Origin of the sequence: Paractinoplanes abujensis (genome assembly GCF_014204895.1) — a bacterium.
Classification (GTDB): domain Bacteria; phylum Actinomycetota; class Actinomycetes; order Mycobacteriales; family Micromonosporaceae; genus Actinoplanes; species Actinoplanes abujensis.
Window position 1 is genome coordinate 5287857 of the sequence record NZ_JACHMF010000001.1, and the last position, 15083, is coordinate 5302939.

Sequence of the window (15083 nt, forward strand, 5' to 3'; positions counted from 1 at the left end):
CGGTGAAGCCTTACGCCGACCGGCTGCCCACCGCCGTACGTCAGCTCCTCACCGACATCGTCGTGGTTCTGTGGGTCTATCTCTGGGTCCGCGCGGCTCTGTGGGTCAACGACATGGTCGAGAAGCTGGGCGTGCCGGGCGCCAAGCTGGAGAGCGCGGGCGGTGGCATCGCCGACAACCTGACCGACGCCGGCAACAAGGTCGGTGACGTCCCGCTCGTGGGCGACCAGCTGGTCAAGCCGTTCACCGGCGCCGCCGAAGCCGCCCGCTCCTTGGCCGAGGCGGGCCGTCAGCAGCAGGACGTCGTCGACACGATGGCGATCGTCGTGGCGCTCGTGGCGGTGGCCGTTCCGCTGGCGCTCGTGCTCTTCGGGTGGCTCCCGCTGCGGCTGCGGTGGATGCGCAGGGCCGCGGTGGCTTCCGCCGTACGGGATCAGCCCGCCGGACGCGACCTGCTGGCCCTGCGCGCGCTGGCCTCCCAGCCCTTGAACCGCCTGGCCAAGCTGGGCCCCGACATCGCGCAGAGCTGGCGCAACGGTGACGCCTCGGCGGTCGACGCGCTGGCCGAGCTCGAACTCAAACGGCTCGGCCTGCGGTCTCGCCGGGGGTGACGTCCTCGCCGCTGACCTGCTCGTCCTCCTCCTCGGCGTCCTCGTCGATCCAGTTGCGGCGGAAGAACGGGAAGGCCGCCCAGAACGTCAGGAAGAAGACGGCCGCGATGCCCGCGAAGACGAACGCGATCCACCGGGTCAGGATGAAGTCGAGCACCAGCAGCACGCAGGAGACCATCGACACGAGCAGGAACGCGAGGCCGCCGCTGAGCAACCGATGGGCGTAACGCACCAGTTCGGGCTTGCGGCCCTGACGGAACAGCGCCCGGTGGAACGCGACCGGCCCGATGATCATCGCGGTCGAGGCCGCGGCGGCGAGCAGCGCCACCACGTACGTGTCCTTCTGGAACTGCGTGACCCGCGGGAAACCGCTGCTGAAAGGCAGGGTCAGCAGGAACGCGAACAGGATCTGGATGCCGGTCTGAACGACCCGCAGTTCCTGCAACAGGTCAGCGAAATTCCGGTCCCACCGCTGCTTCTCGGTCTCGTGCCCGAGCCGTGCCTTCTCACCCGACATGACGCTGCGGTTTCCCCTGAATCAACGGAAATCAAACTACGCCTATCCGGGCGAGGGCGGCGTCGGCCAGCGCGGCGGAGGCTTGCTCGGGCACCCAGTGGCTGACCCCGCGCAGTGCGACCATCTGATAGTCCGCCTCCACCCAGTCCCGGGTGCGCAGGGCGGCGGTGAGTGAGACCACTCCGTCCTTGTCGCTCCAGACGTACGTGGTGGGGACCCGGATGATGCCGGGGGTGTCGGGCGAGCTTCCGGTCGTCGCGCGATACCAGTTCAGGCCGCCGGTGAGCCGGCCCGGATCGGTCTGCATCGACTCCACGTACTTGTCGCCCCCGCCCCCGATCGGCCGGAACATCGCGCGCAGCACAGCGCCGTCACGTGCCAGCAGGAACCGCTCGGCCACCTGGGACTGGAAGACTTTGAAGTACGCCATCCGCGCCCGCTGCGACGCCCGTACGCGCAAAGCCAGGCCCAGCGCCTTGGGGTGCGGCACCGACACCGCGGTCAGCGTGCGCACCCGCTCCGGGTAGCCCGCGGCCAGCCACCAGCCCACGACCGCGCCCCAGTCGTGCCCGATGACGTGCGCGGACTCGATGCCGAGGGCGTCCAGCACGGCCACCGCGTCGGCCGTCGGCTCGGACATGCGGTAAGCCCCGACGTCGGCCGGGCGCGCGCCGGGCGAGGTGCCGCGCTGATCCACGGCGTACGTCCGTAAGCCTTTGGCATGCAGCCGCGGCGCGAGCAGATCGAACTCGCGATGATCCTGCGGGAAACCGTGCAGCAGGAGCACCGGCTCGCCGCCGGCCGGGCCACCCTCGTAGACGTCGAAGGTCAGGCCCCGCGCCTTGATCTCCATGTGATCACTCCCTCGCTGTCCCTGGACCGCCGCCGGTGTTAAGTTCATCGAAACACACAGGTTTTTCCGACAGGGGAGCGCACAGCGCTGAGAGTGCGGGCAACCGCAGACCCTCGCACCTGATCTGGGTAATGCCAGCGCAGGAAGTTCGGTCTTTCTCCAGCCGCGCCGTGTCCGGGTTCACGCCCGGCGACGGCGTGCGTCTCCTCCCGGTACCCACTGGGAGGTTCTCACATGAACACCAACCGTTGGCGGACGATCGACATCGTCATAGCCTCGATCGTCGCCGTGGCCTTCGGCGTCATCTTCTGGGCCTGGGGCCTGCTCTACAACGGCCCCGCCGATGCCATCCCCCTGCCCGGCCGCGCCCTGCTCTACGGGGTGTGGCTGGTGCCGGCCGTGCTGGGCGCGCTGATCGTGCGCAAACCCGGCGCCGCCTTCTACACGCTGTCGCTGGCCGCCCTGGTCTCGGTGGCGATCGGCACGAGCTGGGGCTGGACCATCGCCGTGCAGGGCCCGCTCGAAGCCCTCGGCGCCGAGCTGGTATTCGCCCTCTTCGCCTACAAGGTGTACCGCCTGCCGGTCGCCCTGCTGGCCGGGGCGGCGGCCGGCATCGTGGCCGCGGTCTACGACGTCTTCGTCTGGTACCCGGACACGGCGTGGGGTTCTTTCCGGATCCCGTACGTGCTCCTGACCGCGGCGTCGGCGCTGGTCATCGCGGGGCTCGGCAGTGTGCTGCTGACCCGGGCGCTGGCCCAGACCGGCGTCCTGGACCGGTTCCCGGCGGGCCGTTCGCGCGCGCTCGTCTGATTTGGTGTCATTCAGTTATGAGTGAGGTCGTCCTCCGCGGTTTCGGCTGGCGGCACGCTGGTCGCCGGGCCTGGGCCGTCCGCGAGGTCGACCTGACGATCACCCACGGCGAACGGGTGCTCCTGCTCGGTCCCTCCGGGGCGGGCAAGAGCACCCTGCTCGCGGCGCTGTCCGGCCTGCTCCCGGAGGACTCGGGTGAGGCCGAGGGCACAATCGAGATCGACGGCCTCGACCCGCGCAAAGCCCGGGAGAAGTCCGGCATCGTCTTCCAGGACCCGCAAACCCAGCTCGTGATGGCCCGCAGCGGCGACGACGTGGCGTTCGGGCTGGAAAATCGCGGCGTGCCGGCCGCGCAGATCTGGCCGCGGGTCAGCGACGCGCTCGACCGGGTCGGCTTCCCCTACCCGATCACCCGCTCGACCAGCGCACTCTCCGGCGGCGAGGCCCAACGGCTGGCGCTGGCCGGCGTGCTGGCCCTGCGGCCGGGGCTGCTGCTCCTCGACGAGCCGACGGCCAACCTCGACCCGGCCGGCGCGGCCCTCGTACGGGAATCGCTCGGCTCCTTGCGCGACACCACCACGGTGCTGGTCGAGCATCGGGTGGCCGAGGCGTTACCGCTGGTCGACCGGGTGGTGGTGCTGGAACCGGGCGGCGGGATCCGGGCCGACGGCGCGCCCGAAGTGGTGTTCGCGGCCTACGGCGACCGGCTCGCCGACGAAGGCGTGTGGGTTCCGGGTTTCACGATTCCGCCACTCAAGTCGGCCACGGCGGCCACCCCCGACCTCGTACGGGGGGAAAATCTTGCGCTGGCGCACCGGCTCGCGCCGGTGACGCTCGGGGTGGGCACCGGCGAGGTGCTGGCGGTGACCGGGCCCAACGGAGCGGGCAAGTCGACGCTGGCGCTGCTGCTGGGCGGTCTGCTGGCGCCGACGTCCGGGCGGATCAGCGGATTCGGCGACCGGCGCCCGCCACACAAATGGCGGGCGGCCACACTGACCGGGCGGATCGGGTCGGTCTTCCAAAACCCGGAACACCAGTTCGTGACATCCCGGGTCGCCGACGAACTGGCGGTGGGCCCACGCCGGCTGGGCCGCCCGGCCGCGGCGGTCACGACGGTGGTGACCGACCTGCTCGACCGGTTGCGCCTGACCAAACTGGCCGGAGCCAACCCGTACACCCTCTCCGGTGGCGAGGCCCGCCGCTTGAGCGTGGCCACGGCGCTGGCCACCGCGCCCCGGCTGCTGGTGCTCGACGAACCGACGTTCGGCCAGGACCGCAAAACGTGGATCGAACTGGTGACGCTGCTGGCCACATTGCGCGACGACGGCCACGGCATCCTGGCCGTGACCCACGACGACGACTTCGTGCAAACCGTGGCCGACCGCACCTTCCCCCTGGGCGAGGCCCGCTTGCGCGACCCCCTCCCCCAACGCCGGCGGCCCCGGCCATGACCCTCCTCCCTCGCTTCACGCGCCGGCGGTCGCGCCCATGACCCTCTCCTTGCAGCCGATCGCTGATCCGTCGGCGCCGCTGGCCCGGCGCAACCCGGTCGCCAAGCTGGCCGCGGCCATGCTTTTCTCGCTGCCGCTGCTGGCCACACTCGACCCGCTCACCCCCGCCATCGCCCTGGCCATCGAACTCGCCGCGGCGCCGTTCTTCGGCGTCCGCTACTCCACGCTGGCCAAACGCGCCTGGCCGGTGCTGGTCGCATCGCTGGGCCTGCTGGTCACGATGGTGCTGTTCTCGGCCAACCGCACCGGCACGCTGCTGCTCGACCTGGGCCCGTTCGACGTCACCACCGGCGTGCTGACCTCGGCGCTGGGCCTGATCCTGCGACTGTTCGCCGTGGCCGTCCCCGGCGTGCTTGTCTTCGCCACCACCGACCCCACCGACCTGGCCGACGCCCTGGTGCAGAACGCAAAGGCCCCCGCCCGCTTCGCCATCGGCGCGCTGGCCGCCTTCCGCCTGCTCCCCCTGCTCGGCACCGAATGGCAGATGCTGACCCTGGCCCGACGCGCCCGAGGCATCGACGCCGGCAAAAACCCGATCGCCGCCGTACGCCTCTTCGTCTCCACAGCCTTCGCCCTGCTGGTAGGAGCCCTCCGCCGCGGCGGCCGCCTGGCAGTAGCAATGGACGCCCGCGGCTTCGACTCCGGCGTGCCCCGCACACACGCCCGAAAGCAGACCTTCCACCCCGCCGACACAGCCCTGGTCACCGGCGCAGTCCTGCTGTCCGCGACAACCCTGGCCGTGACGATCGCCCTAGGCCTGTTCCGCCCCATCATCTGACCCCCGCAGCAAACACTCACCTCGCACCTTCCAAGCACCTGGCGGCACAGCATCCACCCCGCCCCGCTCACTGCCGGCCAAGGACGCGCGAGACCACCCAGACACCCCTATCCGGCGGCGTACGGAGTGCTCAATCCCCCGCAACGAACGCTCACTACAACCCCACGTCGGCGGCCTGGGGCCTGTCAAACGAACGGTGTAACTGCGGTTAGTTGTCGGTCGGGTTGAGGCGGCCTTCGAAGGTCATCTCGAAGGCGTTGAGGGCGGGTTTCCAGCGGATCGCCCATCGGCGTCGTCCGGTGCCGGTGGGGTCGAGGCTCATGACCGCGAGATAGACACATTTCAGCGCAGCCTGCTCGTTTGGGAAGTGCCCGCGAGCCCGGACCGCGCGGCGGATCCTGGCGTTCACGCTCTCGATCGCGTTGGTCGAGCACACGATTTTGCGGATCTCGACGTCGAAGGCGAGGAAGGGCACGAACTCGGCCCAGGCGTTGTTCCAGAGCCGGACGATCGCCGGGTAACGCTCGCCCCAGGCCTCGACGAAATCGCCGAAGCGGGCCTTAGCGGCGGCTTCGGTGGGTGCGGTGTAGACCGGTCGCAGGGCTTTGGCGATGGCGTCGTAGTGCTGTCGGCCGGCGTAGCGAAACGAGTTGCGCAGTAGGTGGATCACGCAGGTTTGGACGACCGCGAGGGGCCAGGTCTGCCCGATCGCGTCGGGCAGGCCTTTCAACCCGTCACAGACGACCATCAGCGCGTCGGCGACACCACGATTCTTCAGCTCGGTGAGCACCTGCAGCCAGAACTTGGCGCCTTCGCCGCCGTCACCGGCCCAAAGCCCGAGGATGTCGCGGGTGCCCTCGACGGTCACGGCCAACGCGACGTAGACGGGCCGGTTGGCGACTTTGCCGTCGCGGACCTTCACGTGGATCGCGTCCAGGAAGATCACCGGATAGACCGGGTCGAGGGGCCGGTTCTGCCACTCGGCCATCGCGTCGAGGACCCGGTCGGTGATCGTGGAGATCGTCTGCCTCGACACGTCAGCGCCGTAGACCTCAGCCAGATGCGCCTGGACCTCCCCGGTGGTCAGGCCCTTGGCCGACAAGGAGATGACCATGTCCTCCACCCCGGTCAGCCGGCGCTGGCGTTTCTTGACGATCTGCGGCTCGAAGCTGCCGTCACGATCACGCGGGACGCTGAGTTCCACCGGGCCGACCTCGGTCAGCACCGTCTTGGACCGGCTGCCGTTGCGCGAGTTCCCGCCGTTCTTGCCAGCCGGGTCGCCCTTGTCATAGCCCAGATGGTCGGTGATCTCGCCGTCCAGGGCGGCCTCGACCACGCGTTTGGTCAGCTGCTGCAGCAGACCACCTTCGCCGGTCAACTGCAGGCCCGCTGCGCGGGCCTGCTCAACCAGCCGGCCGACCAGCTCAGCATCCACCCCGCCGTCGGCCTGGTCCTTCTTCTTCGGCACCGCGGCAGTATCCACGGCAGCTGTCGTGTCCGTCATCAGGTGCTACTCCCTTGATCAGGAGTTACACCGTTCGTTTTACAGACCCGCGGCCTGCGTAAACACTCGACCCGAGCTCTCATGACGCAGCATTGGCCGGGGCGGGCCGAAGGCCGGGACGAGACGAAGGCCGGGAGTGACCGAAGGCCGGGACGGGACGAGGGTCGCGGTACGGCGAAGGTCGCGGCGTGACGAAGGCCGGGGTGCGGCGAAGGTCGAGGCGTGCCGAAAACCGGGAGTAACCGAAAGCCGGGACGGGACGAGGGTCGCGGTACGGCGAAGGTCGAGGCGTACCGAAAACCGGGAGTAACCGAAAGCCGGGACAGGACGAGGGTCGCGATACGGCGAAGGTCGAGGCGTACCGAAAACCGGGAGTGACCGAAGGCCGGGACAGGACGAGGGTCGCGATACGGCGAAGGTCGAGGCGTGACGAAGGCCGAGATGCGGCAAAGGCCGGGGCGTAACAGAAGCAGAGGCGTCGCCGGAGGTCTGCGCGTGACCGAAGGAGGCACGTGCCAGAAAGGCTGGGGCGTGACCCAAGCTGAGGCGCATCAGAGGCCAGGGCAGGGCGAAGCGGTGAGACAGCCCGGTGAGGCGAAGGACGAGATGATGCAACCGAACAGAGTGTCGCCGAAGCCGCAGCCTACGTAACGAGCTCTCACCACGCGGCGTTGGCGGGGCACGGCGTAGACCGGGGCGTGGCAGAGCCCGGGGTGCGACAAATGCGGGGCTGCGACGGATGCCGGGGTGCGACGCCGGACAGGGCACGACGCCGGCCGCGGCGCAGACTAGAGCCCGACGCAGACCAAAGCCCGACGCAGGCCGCAGTGCGACGCAGGCCGGGGTGAGGCGCAGGCCGCGGCGAGGCGTAGGGCGGGGCGAGGCGCAGGCCGGGGCGCGACGCAGGCCGGGGCGCGACGCAGGCCGGGGCGCGACGCACGACGAAATCAGGCCCTGCAGGATGGCCATGCCGCTCAGGGTGACGATCAGTGAGGGCACGCCGAAGGTGACGACCACGGCTATGGCGTTGAGCATCAGTGGGCCGGCGCCGGAGGTGACGGAGACGTCCAACTGGCGGGCACGGCACGGGCCAGGGCGCGGCGCAGCACGGACCAGGCCGCAGCACGGACCAGGCCGCAGCGCGGGCAGCATGCGGCAGGCCGCGGACCAGGGCGCAGCGCGGGCAGAATGCGGCTGGCCGCGGACCAGGGCGCGACGGAGTTCACGGTGCGGCGACCGGGGGCGCGACGGAAGCGGAGACGCACTGAAGCCCAGGCGTGACGGATCCCGAGGCGTAGCAGAGGCCACACCGTGGCGGAGGGCGGGGTGAAGCGGTGAGACAGCCCGATGAGGTGAAGGAAAAGATGATGGGACCGGAGAGAGTGTTCTCCGAAACCGCGGCGGGCCCTCGACGAGGTATGCAGCCCAGCTGTGCCTTCTGAGCGACGCCGCCGGATTCCCGCCTCGTGATGACAGTCCCTTCCCGCACCGAAAAAAGGCGTTTTACGGCCCCGGACACAGCACGGTGAGTTGCACCCGCCGGTAGCTTGAAAGCGGCATCGAGTTTCACCGCAACCACGGCCCGACGGCAACCACACAAATTCAATAAAATGTAACGAGCGCGAGTCGCAATCGAAAGCGGAAGCGACATCCCCAACGGCGTCTTCCCCCCACGCCGCCGCGAAGCCGCAGCAGATTCAGAAGCGGCAGCAGATTCCGCAGAGAGCCTCGCCGTGCGCTGCTGCACCGGACGACGGAGCTGCACAACCGGACGACGACCAGAGGGCCAAACCAGCGCAAGGTTCTGCTCCACCCACCGCGCCTTCTCTCTGTGCCGCTGGCGCAAACCCCACGCCCGGCGCCGCTCATGGTCACGCCGAAATTCGTCGTTGCCCGGCGAATAATTGCGCGCCCGGGTCCGATCCCGCATGCCGGCAACAGCAGCCCGGCTGAACAACGACAGCTGACCCATACCAATATTGTCCGCCGCCCACCCAGCCGGATGTCAGTATTCGATCATGCCATTCTTGTCGACAAGAAAAGAAAAAGTAGAGGCGCGGAACGGCGGCCGATCGGGCCGTGAAATCGTTACCGTGAAATCACCGGCCCGGACGACGCGGCGGCGTGATTCGGGGTAGGCGCGGTCGAGTCCCTCGTCTCGGTCGTCGGCGGCCGGCCTTGTCACAGGCTGGCTTTGTCCCGGCTGGCTTGTCGCCGGCTGGCTCCTGTCCCCGGCTGGCTTCGGCGTCGCGGCCACTGGAGCACTGACTCTGTCGCCGCAGCCACCGAAGCACCGACCCTGCCGCCGCAACCACCGAAGCACCGACCCTGCCGCCGCGGCCAAAGGAGCACCGACTCTGACGCCGCAACCACCGAAGCACCAACCCTGCCGCCGCAACCACCGAAGCACTGACCCTGCCGCCGCAAACACCGGAGCACTGGCTTTGGTGCAATGGCGCCACCGGAGCGCTGCCGGTCGGGGGCCGGAGTGGGCCCGGTCCGCCGGACACCCCGCTCACGGCTTACTTTCGTCAGTAGTGGGAGCGGGAAGCGCGTGGATAGCCTGACCGGATGGGCAGACGCCGGGAGTGGGCGGTTGACGGGAGCACCGCGGCGGTTCTGGTGGCGCCGGTCGTGGTCAACCACGTGATGAGCGCGAACCCGGTCGGCATCCTGGGATCGCTCGTGGCCGGGGGTGTCATTGCGGCGACGGCACGGCGGTGGCCGCTCGTGGGGTGGCTCGTGGTCGTGGTCGGGACGCTTGTGGACGGGAACTTCGTGTTCGCGCTGCCGGTGATGAGCTACCTCGTGGGTTTACGGACCGAGCGCATTCGGGTGGTCGCGGCGGCGTTCGTGGTCGTGGCGGCGGCCGGCACGGTGCTCAACTTCGTCGTGCTGGGCACGAGTCAGGCCGAATGGTTCTCGCTGACGATGATGCTGGTGCTGCTGGGTGTGTTCCCCTGGCTGGCGGGCCGTTACCGGGCGCAGCAGGCGCGGCTCATCTCGGCCGGGTGGGAGCGGGCGGCGCGCCTGGAGTCGGAACGGCGCATGGTGCGACTGCGCGAACGTGCGCGGATCGCTCAGGAGATGCACGATTCGCTCGGGCATGAGCTGAGCCTGATCGCGTTGTCGGCCGGTGCGCTCGAGACGACGCCGGGTCTGGCCGGCAAGCAGAGCGCGGCGGCGGGGCGGATCCGGGAGTCGGCCGCGACCGCCACCGACCAGCTGCGCGAGATCATCGGCGTGTTGCGTGAGGACGGTGAGCCGGCGCCGACGTCGCGGGACGACATCGCGGCGCTCATCGCGAAGTCCCGCGCCGCCGGGATGACGATTCTCGTGGAGACGTCGGGTGAGCTGCCGAGAAGCGCCGAGCGTACGGCCTATGAGGTGGTGCGCGAGAGCCTGACCAACGCGAGCCGGCATGCGCCCGGTGCCACCGTACGGGTAACTCTGACCGACGACGGCGAGGCGTCGACGATCACTGTCGTCAACGATGCCCCGGAGCGCCCAGCGGGACGGAAAACGCACGGAGCGGAGCGTCTGGGTCTGGTGGGGCTGCGCGAACGCGTACGGCTGAACGGCGGAACCCTTCTCGCCGGGCCGACACCGACCGGGGGTTTCCGCACCGTGGCCGAGGTCCCGCGGGCGGGCGCGCCGGCTCACGAGGAGGCCGGGGAGAGCGAGATGCGCCGCCGGGCCCGCCGGAGCCTCGCCGCCGCCGTGCTCACCCCGGCGGTGCTGGCGCTGGTGACGGCGCTCGGCTACTACCCGTTCGCGGTGGCCGGTTCGGTGCTGGAGGAGGCGGCTTTCGAGCGGATGAGCATCGGCACGCCGCGCGGCGAACTGGCCGGGGTGCTGCCGTCGCGGGAGGCGCCGGGCGACAAGCAGGCGGGGTGCGAGCTCTACAGCGACGGCAACTTCCCGATGGCCGACGCCGCGTACCGCCTGTGCTTCACCGACGAGCGTCTGAGCAGCAAGGAACGGCTCAAGTGAGCGAACGCGCAACGGGTCGGTCAGAGGGAGGGCGCGGATGAGTGTCCGGGTGTTGATCGCCGACGACGAGGCGATGATCCGGGCGGGGATCCGCGCGATCCTCGACAACGTCGACGGGATCGAGGTGGCCGGGGAGGCCGCGGACGGCATCGAGGCGGTCGACCTGGTCCGGCGGCACCGGCCGGCGGTGGTGTTGCTCGACATCCGGATGCCGCGGCAGGACGGGTTGTCGGCCGCGCGGGAGATCCGGCGGCTGGTCCCGGAGTCCGGGGTGCTCGTGCTGACCACGTTCGGCGAGGACGAGTACATCGTGCAGGCCATCGCGGCGGGGGCGGCGGGCTTCCTGCTCAAGTCGAGCGACCCGCGGGAGCTGACCGCGGGGATCCGGGCGGTGGCGGCGGGTGCGGCCTACCTGTCGCCGCGGGTGGCGCACCGGGTCATCACCGATCTGGCCGGTCCGCGGCTGGGCGCCGGGGCCGCCGCGCGATCCAAGGTGGACGTCCTGACCGATCGTGAGCGCGAGGTGCTCGCTCTGATCGGTGCGGGACTGTCCAATGCGGAGATCGGGCGGCGGCTTTTCCTCGTCGAGGGCACGGTCAAGGCGTACGTGAGCAGCGTGCTGAGCCGTCTCGAAGTGCGCAACCGGGTGCAGGCGGCGATCGTCGCCTACGAGGCCGGCCTGGTCTGAGCGTCAGGCGTCGCGCTTGCGCAGGATCGCGCGGCCGGTGGCAACGGCTGCGACCGCCCACGCCGTCAGGATCAGCAAGCCGACGACCGGGGCGTACGGGTCGCTGTGGCCGCGCAGGAAGTGGTCGCCCGCGACGCCGGGCAGGGCGTCGGCGATGCCGTTGAGCACGGCGACGTCCGGCACCTGCAGCAGCGGCGGCACGACCACGATAAGCATCAGCAGTACCACCAGGGTGAGCACCGGTCCCCGCAGCACCGCCCCGAGACCGACCGCCAGGACGCCGAGCACGGACAGGTAGAGCCCGATCTTCAGGCTCTGCGCGACGACGCCGCCCGAGGAGCCCAGGTCGCCCAGCAACGGCCGGGCCACCAGTGAGCCGGCCAGACCGGCGACGACGCCCGCAACGAACGTCACGGCGGCGACCACCGTGCATTTGGCGAGCAGAAGCCGTCCGCGGGACGGGACCCAGGTCAGCGCGGCCCGGATCGTGCCGGTGGAGAATTCGCTGGTCATGGTCAGCATCGCCAGCGCCAGGAAGGCCAGTTGCGCGAAGCTGAGCGCGAGCACGGCGATCGTCCCGGCCGGCACCAGGCCGCCGCGCAGCACGTCGGCGGGCAGGTCGCCGTTCTCGGCGTACAGCGCGTACTGCCCGGCCCCCGCGGCCATCAGCAGCAAGGCCGACAGCAGCGCCCACCAGACCGTACGGGTGGTCCACAGCTTGGTCCATTCGGCGCCGATCGCCGCCCGGAGCACGGTCATGACAGCACGCTCCCCTCGGTGAGCCGGTAGTAGGCGTCCTCCAGCGAGGCGTGCCCGGCGACGATCTGGGCCAGCGACGCGTCAGCGATCAGCCGGCCGCGGCCGATCACGATCAGGTGGTCGGCGGTCACCTGCATCTCGCTGAGCAGGTGGCTCGAAACGAACACGGTGCGCCCCTCGGCGGCGAGGTCGCGCATCAGGCCGCGGATCCACCGCACCCCGTCCGGGTCGAGGCCGTTGACCGGTTCGTCGAGGATGACCACGGGCGGGTCGCCCAGCAGCGCGCCCGCGATCCCGAGCCGCTGACGCATGCCCATCGAGTAGGCGCCGGCTCGCTTACGGGCGGCGCCGCCGAGCCCGACAAGTTCCAGCATCTCGTTCACCCGGCGTACGGGAATCGCATTGCTCCGGGCCATCGCGAGCAGGTGATTGCGCCCCGTACGGCCCGGGTGCACCCCACCTTCGAGCAAGGCGCCCACTTTGCGCAGCGGCCACTCGTACGAGCAATAGGGTTGCCCATCGAGGAGCGCCTGCCCGGAGGTCGGCCGGTCGAGTCCGAGGATCATCCGCATGGTCGTGGACTTGCCGGCGCCGTTGGGCCCGAGAAAGCCGGTCACCCGCCCCGGCCGGATCTCCAGATCGAGTCCGTCGACGGCCACCGCAGGCCCGAATCGCTTCGTCAGTTTCCGCAGCTTTATCAGCACGCTCAGACGCTAGAAGCGCAGGTGGTGCTCGCGCCCGACCCGAACGGCAGCCGCCCGTACTGACGAAAGTAAGGCGCGGTACATGCGCCGTTGATCTGTCACGACGAATGTGTGCCCGAGTACGCATGCATCCATCTGTGGGAGATCACCGATATGGGTCACGGTCACGACCACCATCACGATCACGCGCACGAGTCCGCCGGCGGCGACGTTCCCGCGGCTCTCGACATGAGCATCCCGGACAGCGAGCTGTCGCCGTCCGACGTCTCGCGGCGTGGCTTCCTCCGGGGCGCGGGCCTGCTCGGCGCCGGCGCCGCCGCTTCCGTCCTGGCCACCCCGACCGCCGCGCAGGCCGCGGGCCTGCCGCACAGCCACGGCCCGGCCGGTGGTGGCACCGCGAAGGGCGGGTTCACCTGGCTCGCCGGCGACCACCACATCCACACGCAGTACAGCTCGGACGCCCAGTACCGGGTGATCGACCAGGCCCGGCACGGCCGCGCGTTCGGTCTCGACTGGGTCGTCATCACCGACCACGGCAGCGTCGCCCACGCCAAGATCGGCGTCGAGAAGGTGAACCCGGACATCCGGGCCACCCGCGAGGAGCTGCGCGACCTGCTCACCTTCCAGGGCCTGGAGTGGAACATCCCGGCCGCCGAGCACGCGACCGTCTTCGTGGCCCCGAGCAAGCACGAGGTGGAGGTGCTCAAGCAGTTCGAGACCAACTACGACGGCAACCTGCTGCCTGCCACCAACACCCCGGAGCAGAACGAGGCGGCCGCGATCGCGGGCATCAAGTTCCTCGGCTCCCAGGTGCGGGCGCGCAAGGTCGAGGCCGCCCTGTTCCTGGCCAACCACCCGGCCCGGCGGGGCATCGACTCGCCGCACGAGATCCGCAACTGGCGCGACGCCGACCCGTCGGTGGCCGTCGGCTTCGAGGGCGCGCCCGGCCACCAGGCCGCCGGCATCCCCGCCCCGAACGGCCGCGGCGGCGCGCGCGGGTACTACGACAACAACCCGTCGGCCGCGTCGTTCCCGGGCTACCCGCCGGAGAGCTACCGCACGTGGGGCGGCTTCGACTGGATGACCTCGACCGTGGGCGGCCTCTGGGACAGCCTGCTGTCCGAGGGCAAGGCCTGGTGGATCACGGTCAACTCGGACTCGCACGTCAACTACCTGGACCAGTCGGACCGCGGCCCGGGCAGCGACTTCGAGGCCAACGGCAAGTACAACGACCCGGTCTACACCGGCAAGACGCTGACCACGGCGGGCGACTTCTGGCCCGGCTTCTACGGCCGTACGAACGTCGGCGCCTCGTCGTGGGGTTACAAGCAGGTCATGGACGGGCTGCGGGCCGGCCGGGTCTGGGTCGACCACGGCCGCCTGATCAAGGGCCTGGACGCCCGGGTCCGCGTGGCCGGCGACCGACGCGGGGCGACCGGCACCCCGCTCGGTGGTGTGCTGCACGTCAAGCGGGGCACCTCCACCGAGATCACGCTCGACATCGACCTGCAGGACGTGCCGAACTGGGCGCAGTTCGTCCCGGTGCTCAAGCGCGTCGACGTCATCGTCGGCACGGTCACCGGCCCGGTCGCCGACAAGGACGCCTTCACGGCCCCCAACACCAAGGTGGTCAAGTCGTTCGAGGTGTCGCAGAAGACCGGCAAGGTGTCGCTGACGTACTCGTTCGGCCGGCTCGACAAGCCGTTCTACGTGCGGGTCCGGGGCACCGACGCCAACCGTACGCAGGCCGGTCTGATGGGCGCCGCGGTCGACCCGGTGGGCCCGAAGCTGGACGTGCTGGGCGACGCCGACCCGTGGGGCGACCTGTGGTTCTACACCAACCCGATCTGGGTCCTGCCCAAGTGATCTCGACGGGGGTCAGCTTCGGTCATCGTCAGGTGGCCGAAGCCGACCATTGGATCCTCGCGCTGGATCCGGCCCCTTCCTTCGCGTGTACGCATCTCGTGCAGACGCCGTTCCCCCATGTCGCCATCAGTGTGGTCTCCACCAGTTCCTACGAGACCACGGACGAGCTCCGGGCGGGGGCCGACGCGGCCGCCACCGGGAGGTTCGGGCGAGCCGTGATCTTCCCGGGCTCGTCGGAGCTGACCGGCCGGCTCACCGTGGCCGAACTGCTGGAACGTACGGGGATCGACCGCGTGGAGGTGCTCGGCTCCGGGGTCGCCGAGGACGATGCCGTCGTGGACACCCGCGATTTCGTCCGCCCGCAGTTCCGCGGCGACGACCTCGTTCTGGTGACCATGCCGGCCGCCGGTGGGGTGCTCGTACCGTTCGAAACGCGGGACCCGACCCCCTGCTGCGCCGACCACGGGTAGGCCCTTCTCTACGCTGGGC

12 protein-coding genes, 1 pseudogene and 1 riboswitch are annotated in these 15083 nt (G+C 70.1%); of the genes and pseudogenes, 8 read left to right on the forward strand and 5 right to left on the reverse strand.

What is annotated here, in order from left to right; all coding sequences use genetic code 11:
• Nucleotides 1–2: 2 nt before the first annotated feature.
• Nucleotides 3–611, forward strand: coding sequence for a hypothetical protein (locus BKA14_RS24005; protein ID WP_184953130.1), 609 nt, complete (start codon nucleotides 3–5; stop codon nucleotides 609–611).
• Here the strand turns inward: BKA14_RS24005 and BKA14_RS24010 are convergent.
• Together BKA14_RS24010 and BKA14_RS24015 are read right to left on the reverse strand one after the other, a co-directional pair.
• Nucleotides 577–1128, reverse strand: a complete 552-nt coding sequence (locus BKA14_RS24010; protein WP_184953131.1) for a DUF6328 family protein — start codon at nucleotides 1126–1128, stop codon at nucleotides 577–579. The two genes, BKA14_RS24005 and BKA14_RS24010, sit on opposite strands and share 35 nt — an antisense overlap.
• 31 nt (nucleotides 1129–1159) lie before the next feature.
• Nucleotides 1160–1981: an alpha/beta fold hydrolase gene (locus BKA14_RS24015; protein WP_184953132.1), complete on the reverse strand. Its 822-nt coding sequence runs from the start codon at nucleotides 1979–1981 to the stop codon at nucleotides 1160–1162.
• A gap of 61 nt (nucleotides 1982–2042) precedes the next feature.
• A riboswitch (TPP riboswitch) is annotated at nucleotides 2043–2144 on the forward strand.
• 71 nt (nucleotides 2145–2215) lie between these two features.
• Between BKA14_RS24015 and BKA14_RS24020 the strand changes: the two genes are divergently transcribed.
• From BKA14_RS24020 to BKA14_RS24030, 3 genes are read left to right on the forward strand one after another with little or no spacing between them, the layout of a single operon-like run.
• Nucleotides 2216–2791 carry an ECF transporter S component gene (locus BKA14_RS24020; RefSeq protein WP_184953133.1) on the forward strand — a complete coding sequence of 192 codons (576 nt, stop codon included), beginning with the start codon at nucleotides 2216–2218 and terminating at the stop codon, nucleotides 2789–2791.
• A 17-nt stretch (nucleotides 2792–2808) separates the two neighbouring features.
• Nucleotides 2809–4242 (forward strand): ABC transporter ATP-binding protein, encoded by a 1434-nt coding sequence (locus tag BKA14_RS24025; protein ID WP_184953134.1) that lies wholly within the window; start codon nucleotides 2809–2811, stop codon nucleotides 4240–4242.
• Between the two features lie 37 nt (nucleotides 4243–4279).
• On the forward strand, nucleotides 4280–5080 hold the full coding sequence (locus tag BKA14_RS24030; RefSeq protein WP_184953135.1) for an energy-coupling factor transporter transmembrane component T family protein: 801 nt from the start codon (nucleotides 4280–4282) through the stop codon (nucleotides 5078–5080).
• 208 nt (nucleotides 5081–5288) lie between these two features.
• Here the strand turns inward: BKA14_RS24030 and BKA14_RS24035 are convergent, their stop codons facing one another.
• Entirely contained in the window at nucleotides 5289–6584 is a 1296-nt protein-coding gene (locus BKA14_RS24035) for an IS256 family transposase (protein ID WP_239092718.1), read from the reverse strand.
• A gap of 2571 nt (nucleotides 6585–9155) precedes the next feature.
• Here BKA14_RS24035 and BKA14_RS24040 point away from each other — a divergent pair.
• Nucleotides 9156–10577 (forward strand): sensor histidine kinase, encoded by a 1422-nt coding sequence (locus BKA14_RS24040; RefSeq protein WP_184953136.1) that lies wholly within the window; start codon nucleotides 9156–9158, stop codon nucleotides 10575–10577.
• Between the two features lie 37 nt (nucleotides 10578–10614).
• The gene (locus BKA14_RS24045) at nucleotides 10615–11265 is read left to right on the forward strand and encodes a response regulator (protein ID WP_184953137.1); all 651 of its coding nucleotides are present in this window, start codon (nucleotides 10615–10617) and stop codon (nucleotides 11263–11265) included.
• 3 nt (nucleotides 11266–11268) lie between these two features.
• Here BKA14_RS24045 and BKA14_RS24050 read toward each other — a convergent pair whose 3' ends face one another.
• Both BKA14_RS24050 and BKA14_RS24055 read right to left on the reverse strand, forming a co-directional pair.
• A complete protein-coding gene (locus tag BKA14_RS24050) occupies nucleotides 11269–12024 on the reverse strand; it encodes an ABC transporter permease (protein WP_184953138.1) in 756 nt (251 codons plus the stop codon).
• A gap of 56 nt (nucleotides 12025–12080) precedes the next feature.
• A pseudogene (locus BKA14_RS24055) lies at nucleotides 12081–12725 on the reverse strand (ABC transporter ATP-binding protein); the annotation flags it as partial.
• 114 nt (nucleotides 12726–12839) lie between these two features.
• Here BKA14_RS24055 and BKA14_RS24060 point away from each other — a divergent pair.
• A complete protein-coding gene (locus tag BKA14_RS24060) occupies nucleotides 12840–14594 on the forward strand; it encodes a histidinol-phosphatase (protein WP_239092716.1) in 1755 nt (584 codons plus the stop codon).
• Complete coding sequence (locus BKA14_RS24065; RefSeq protein ID WP_239092715.1) at nucleotides 14591–15064, forward strand: hypothetical protein; 474 nt, start codon at nucleotides 14591–14593, stop codon at nucleotides 15062–15064. Before BKA14_RS24060 ends, BKA14_RS24065 begins: the two co-directional genes overlap by 4 nt.
• Nucleotides 15065–15083 lie beyond the last annotated feature (19 nt).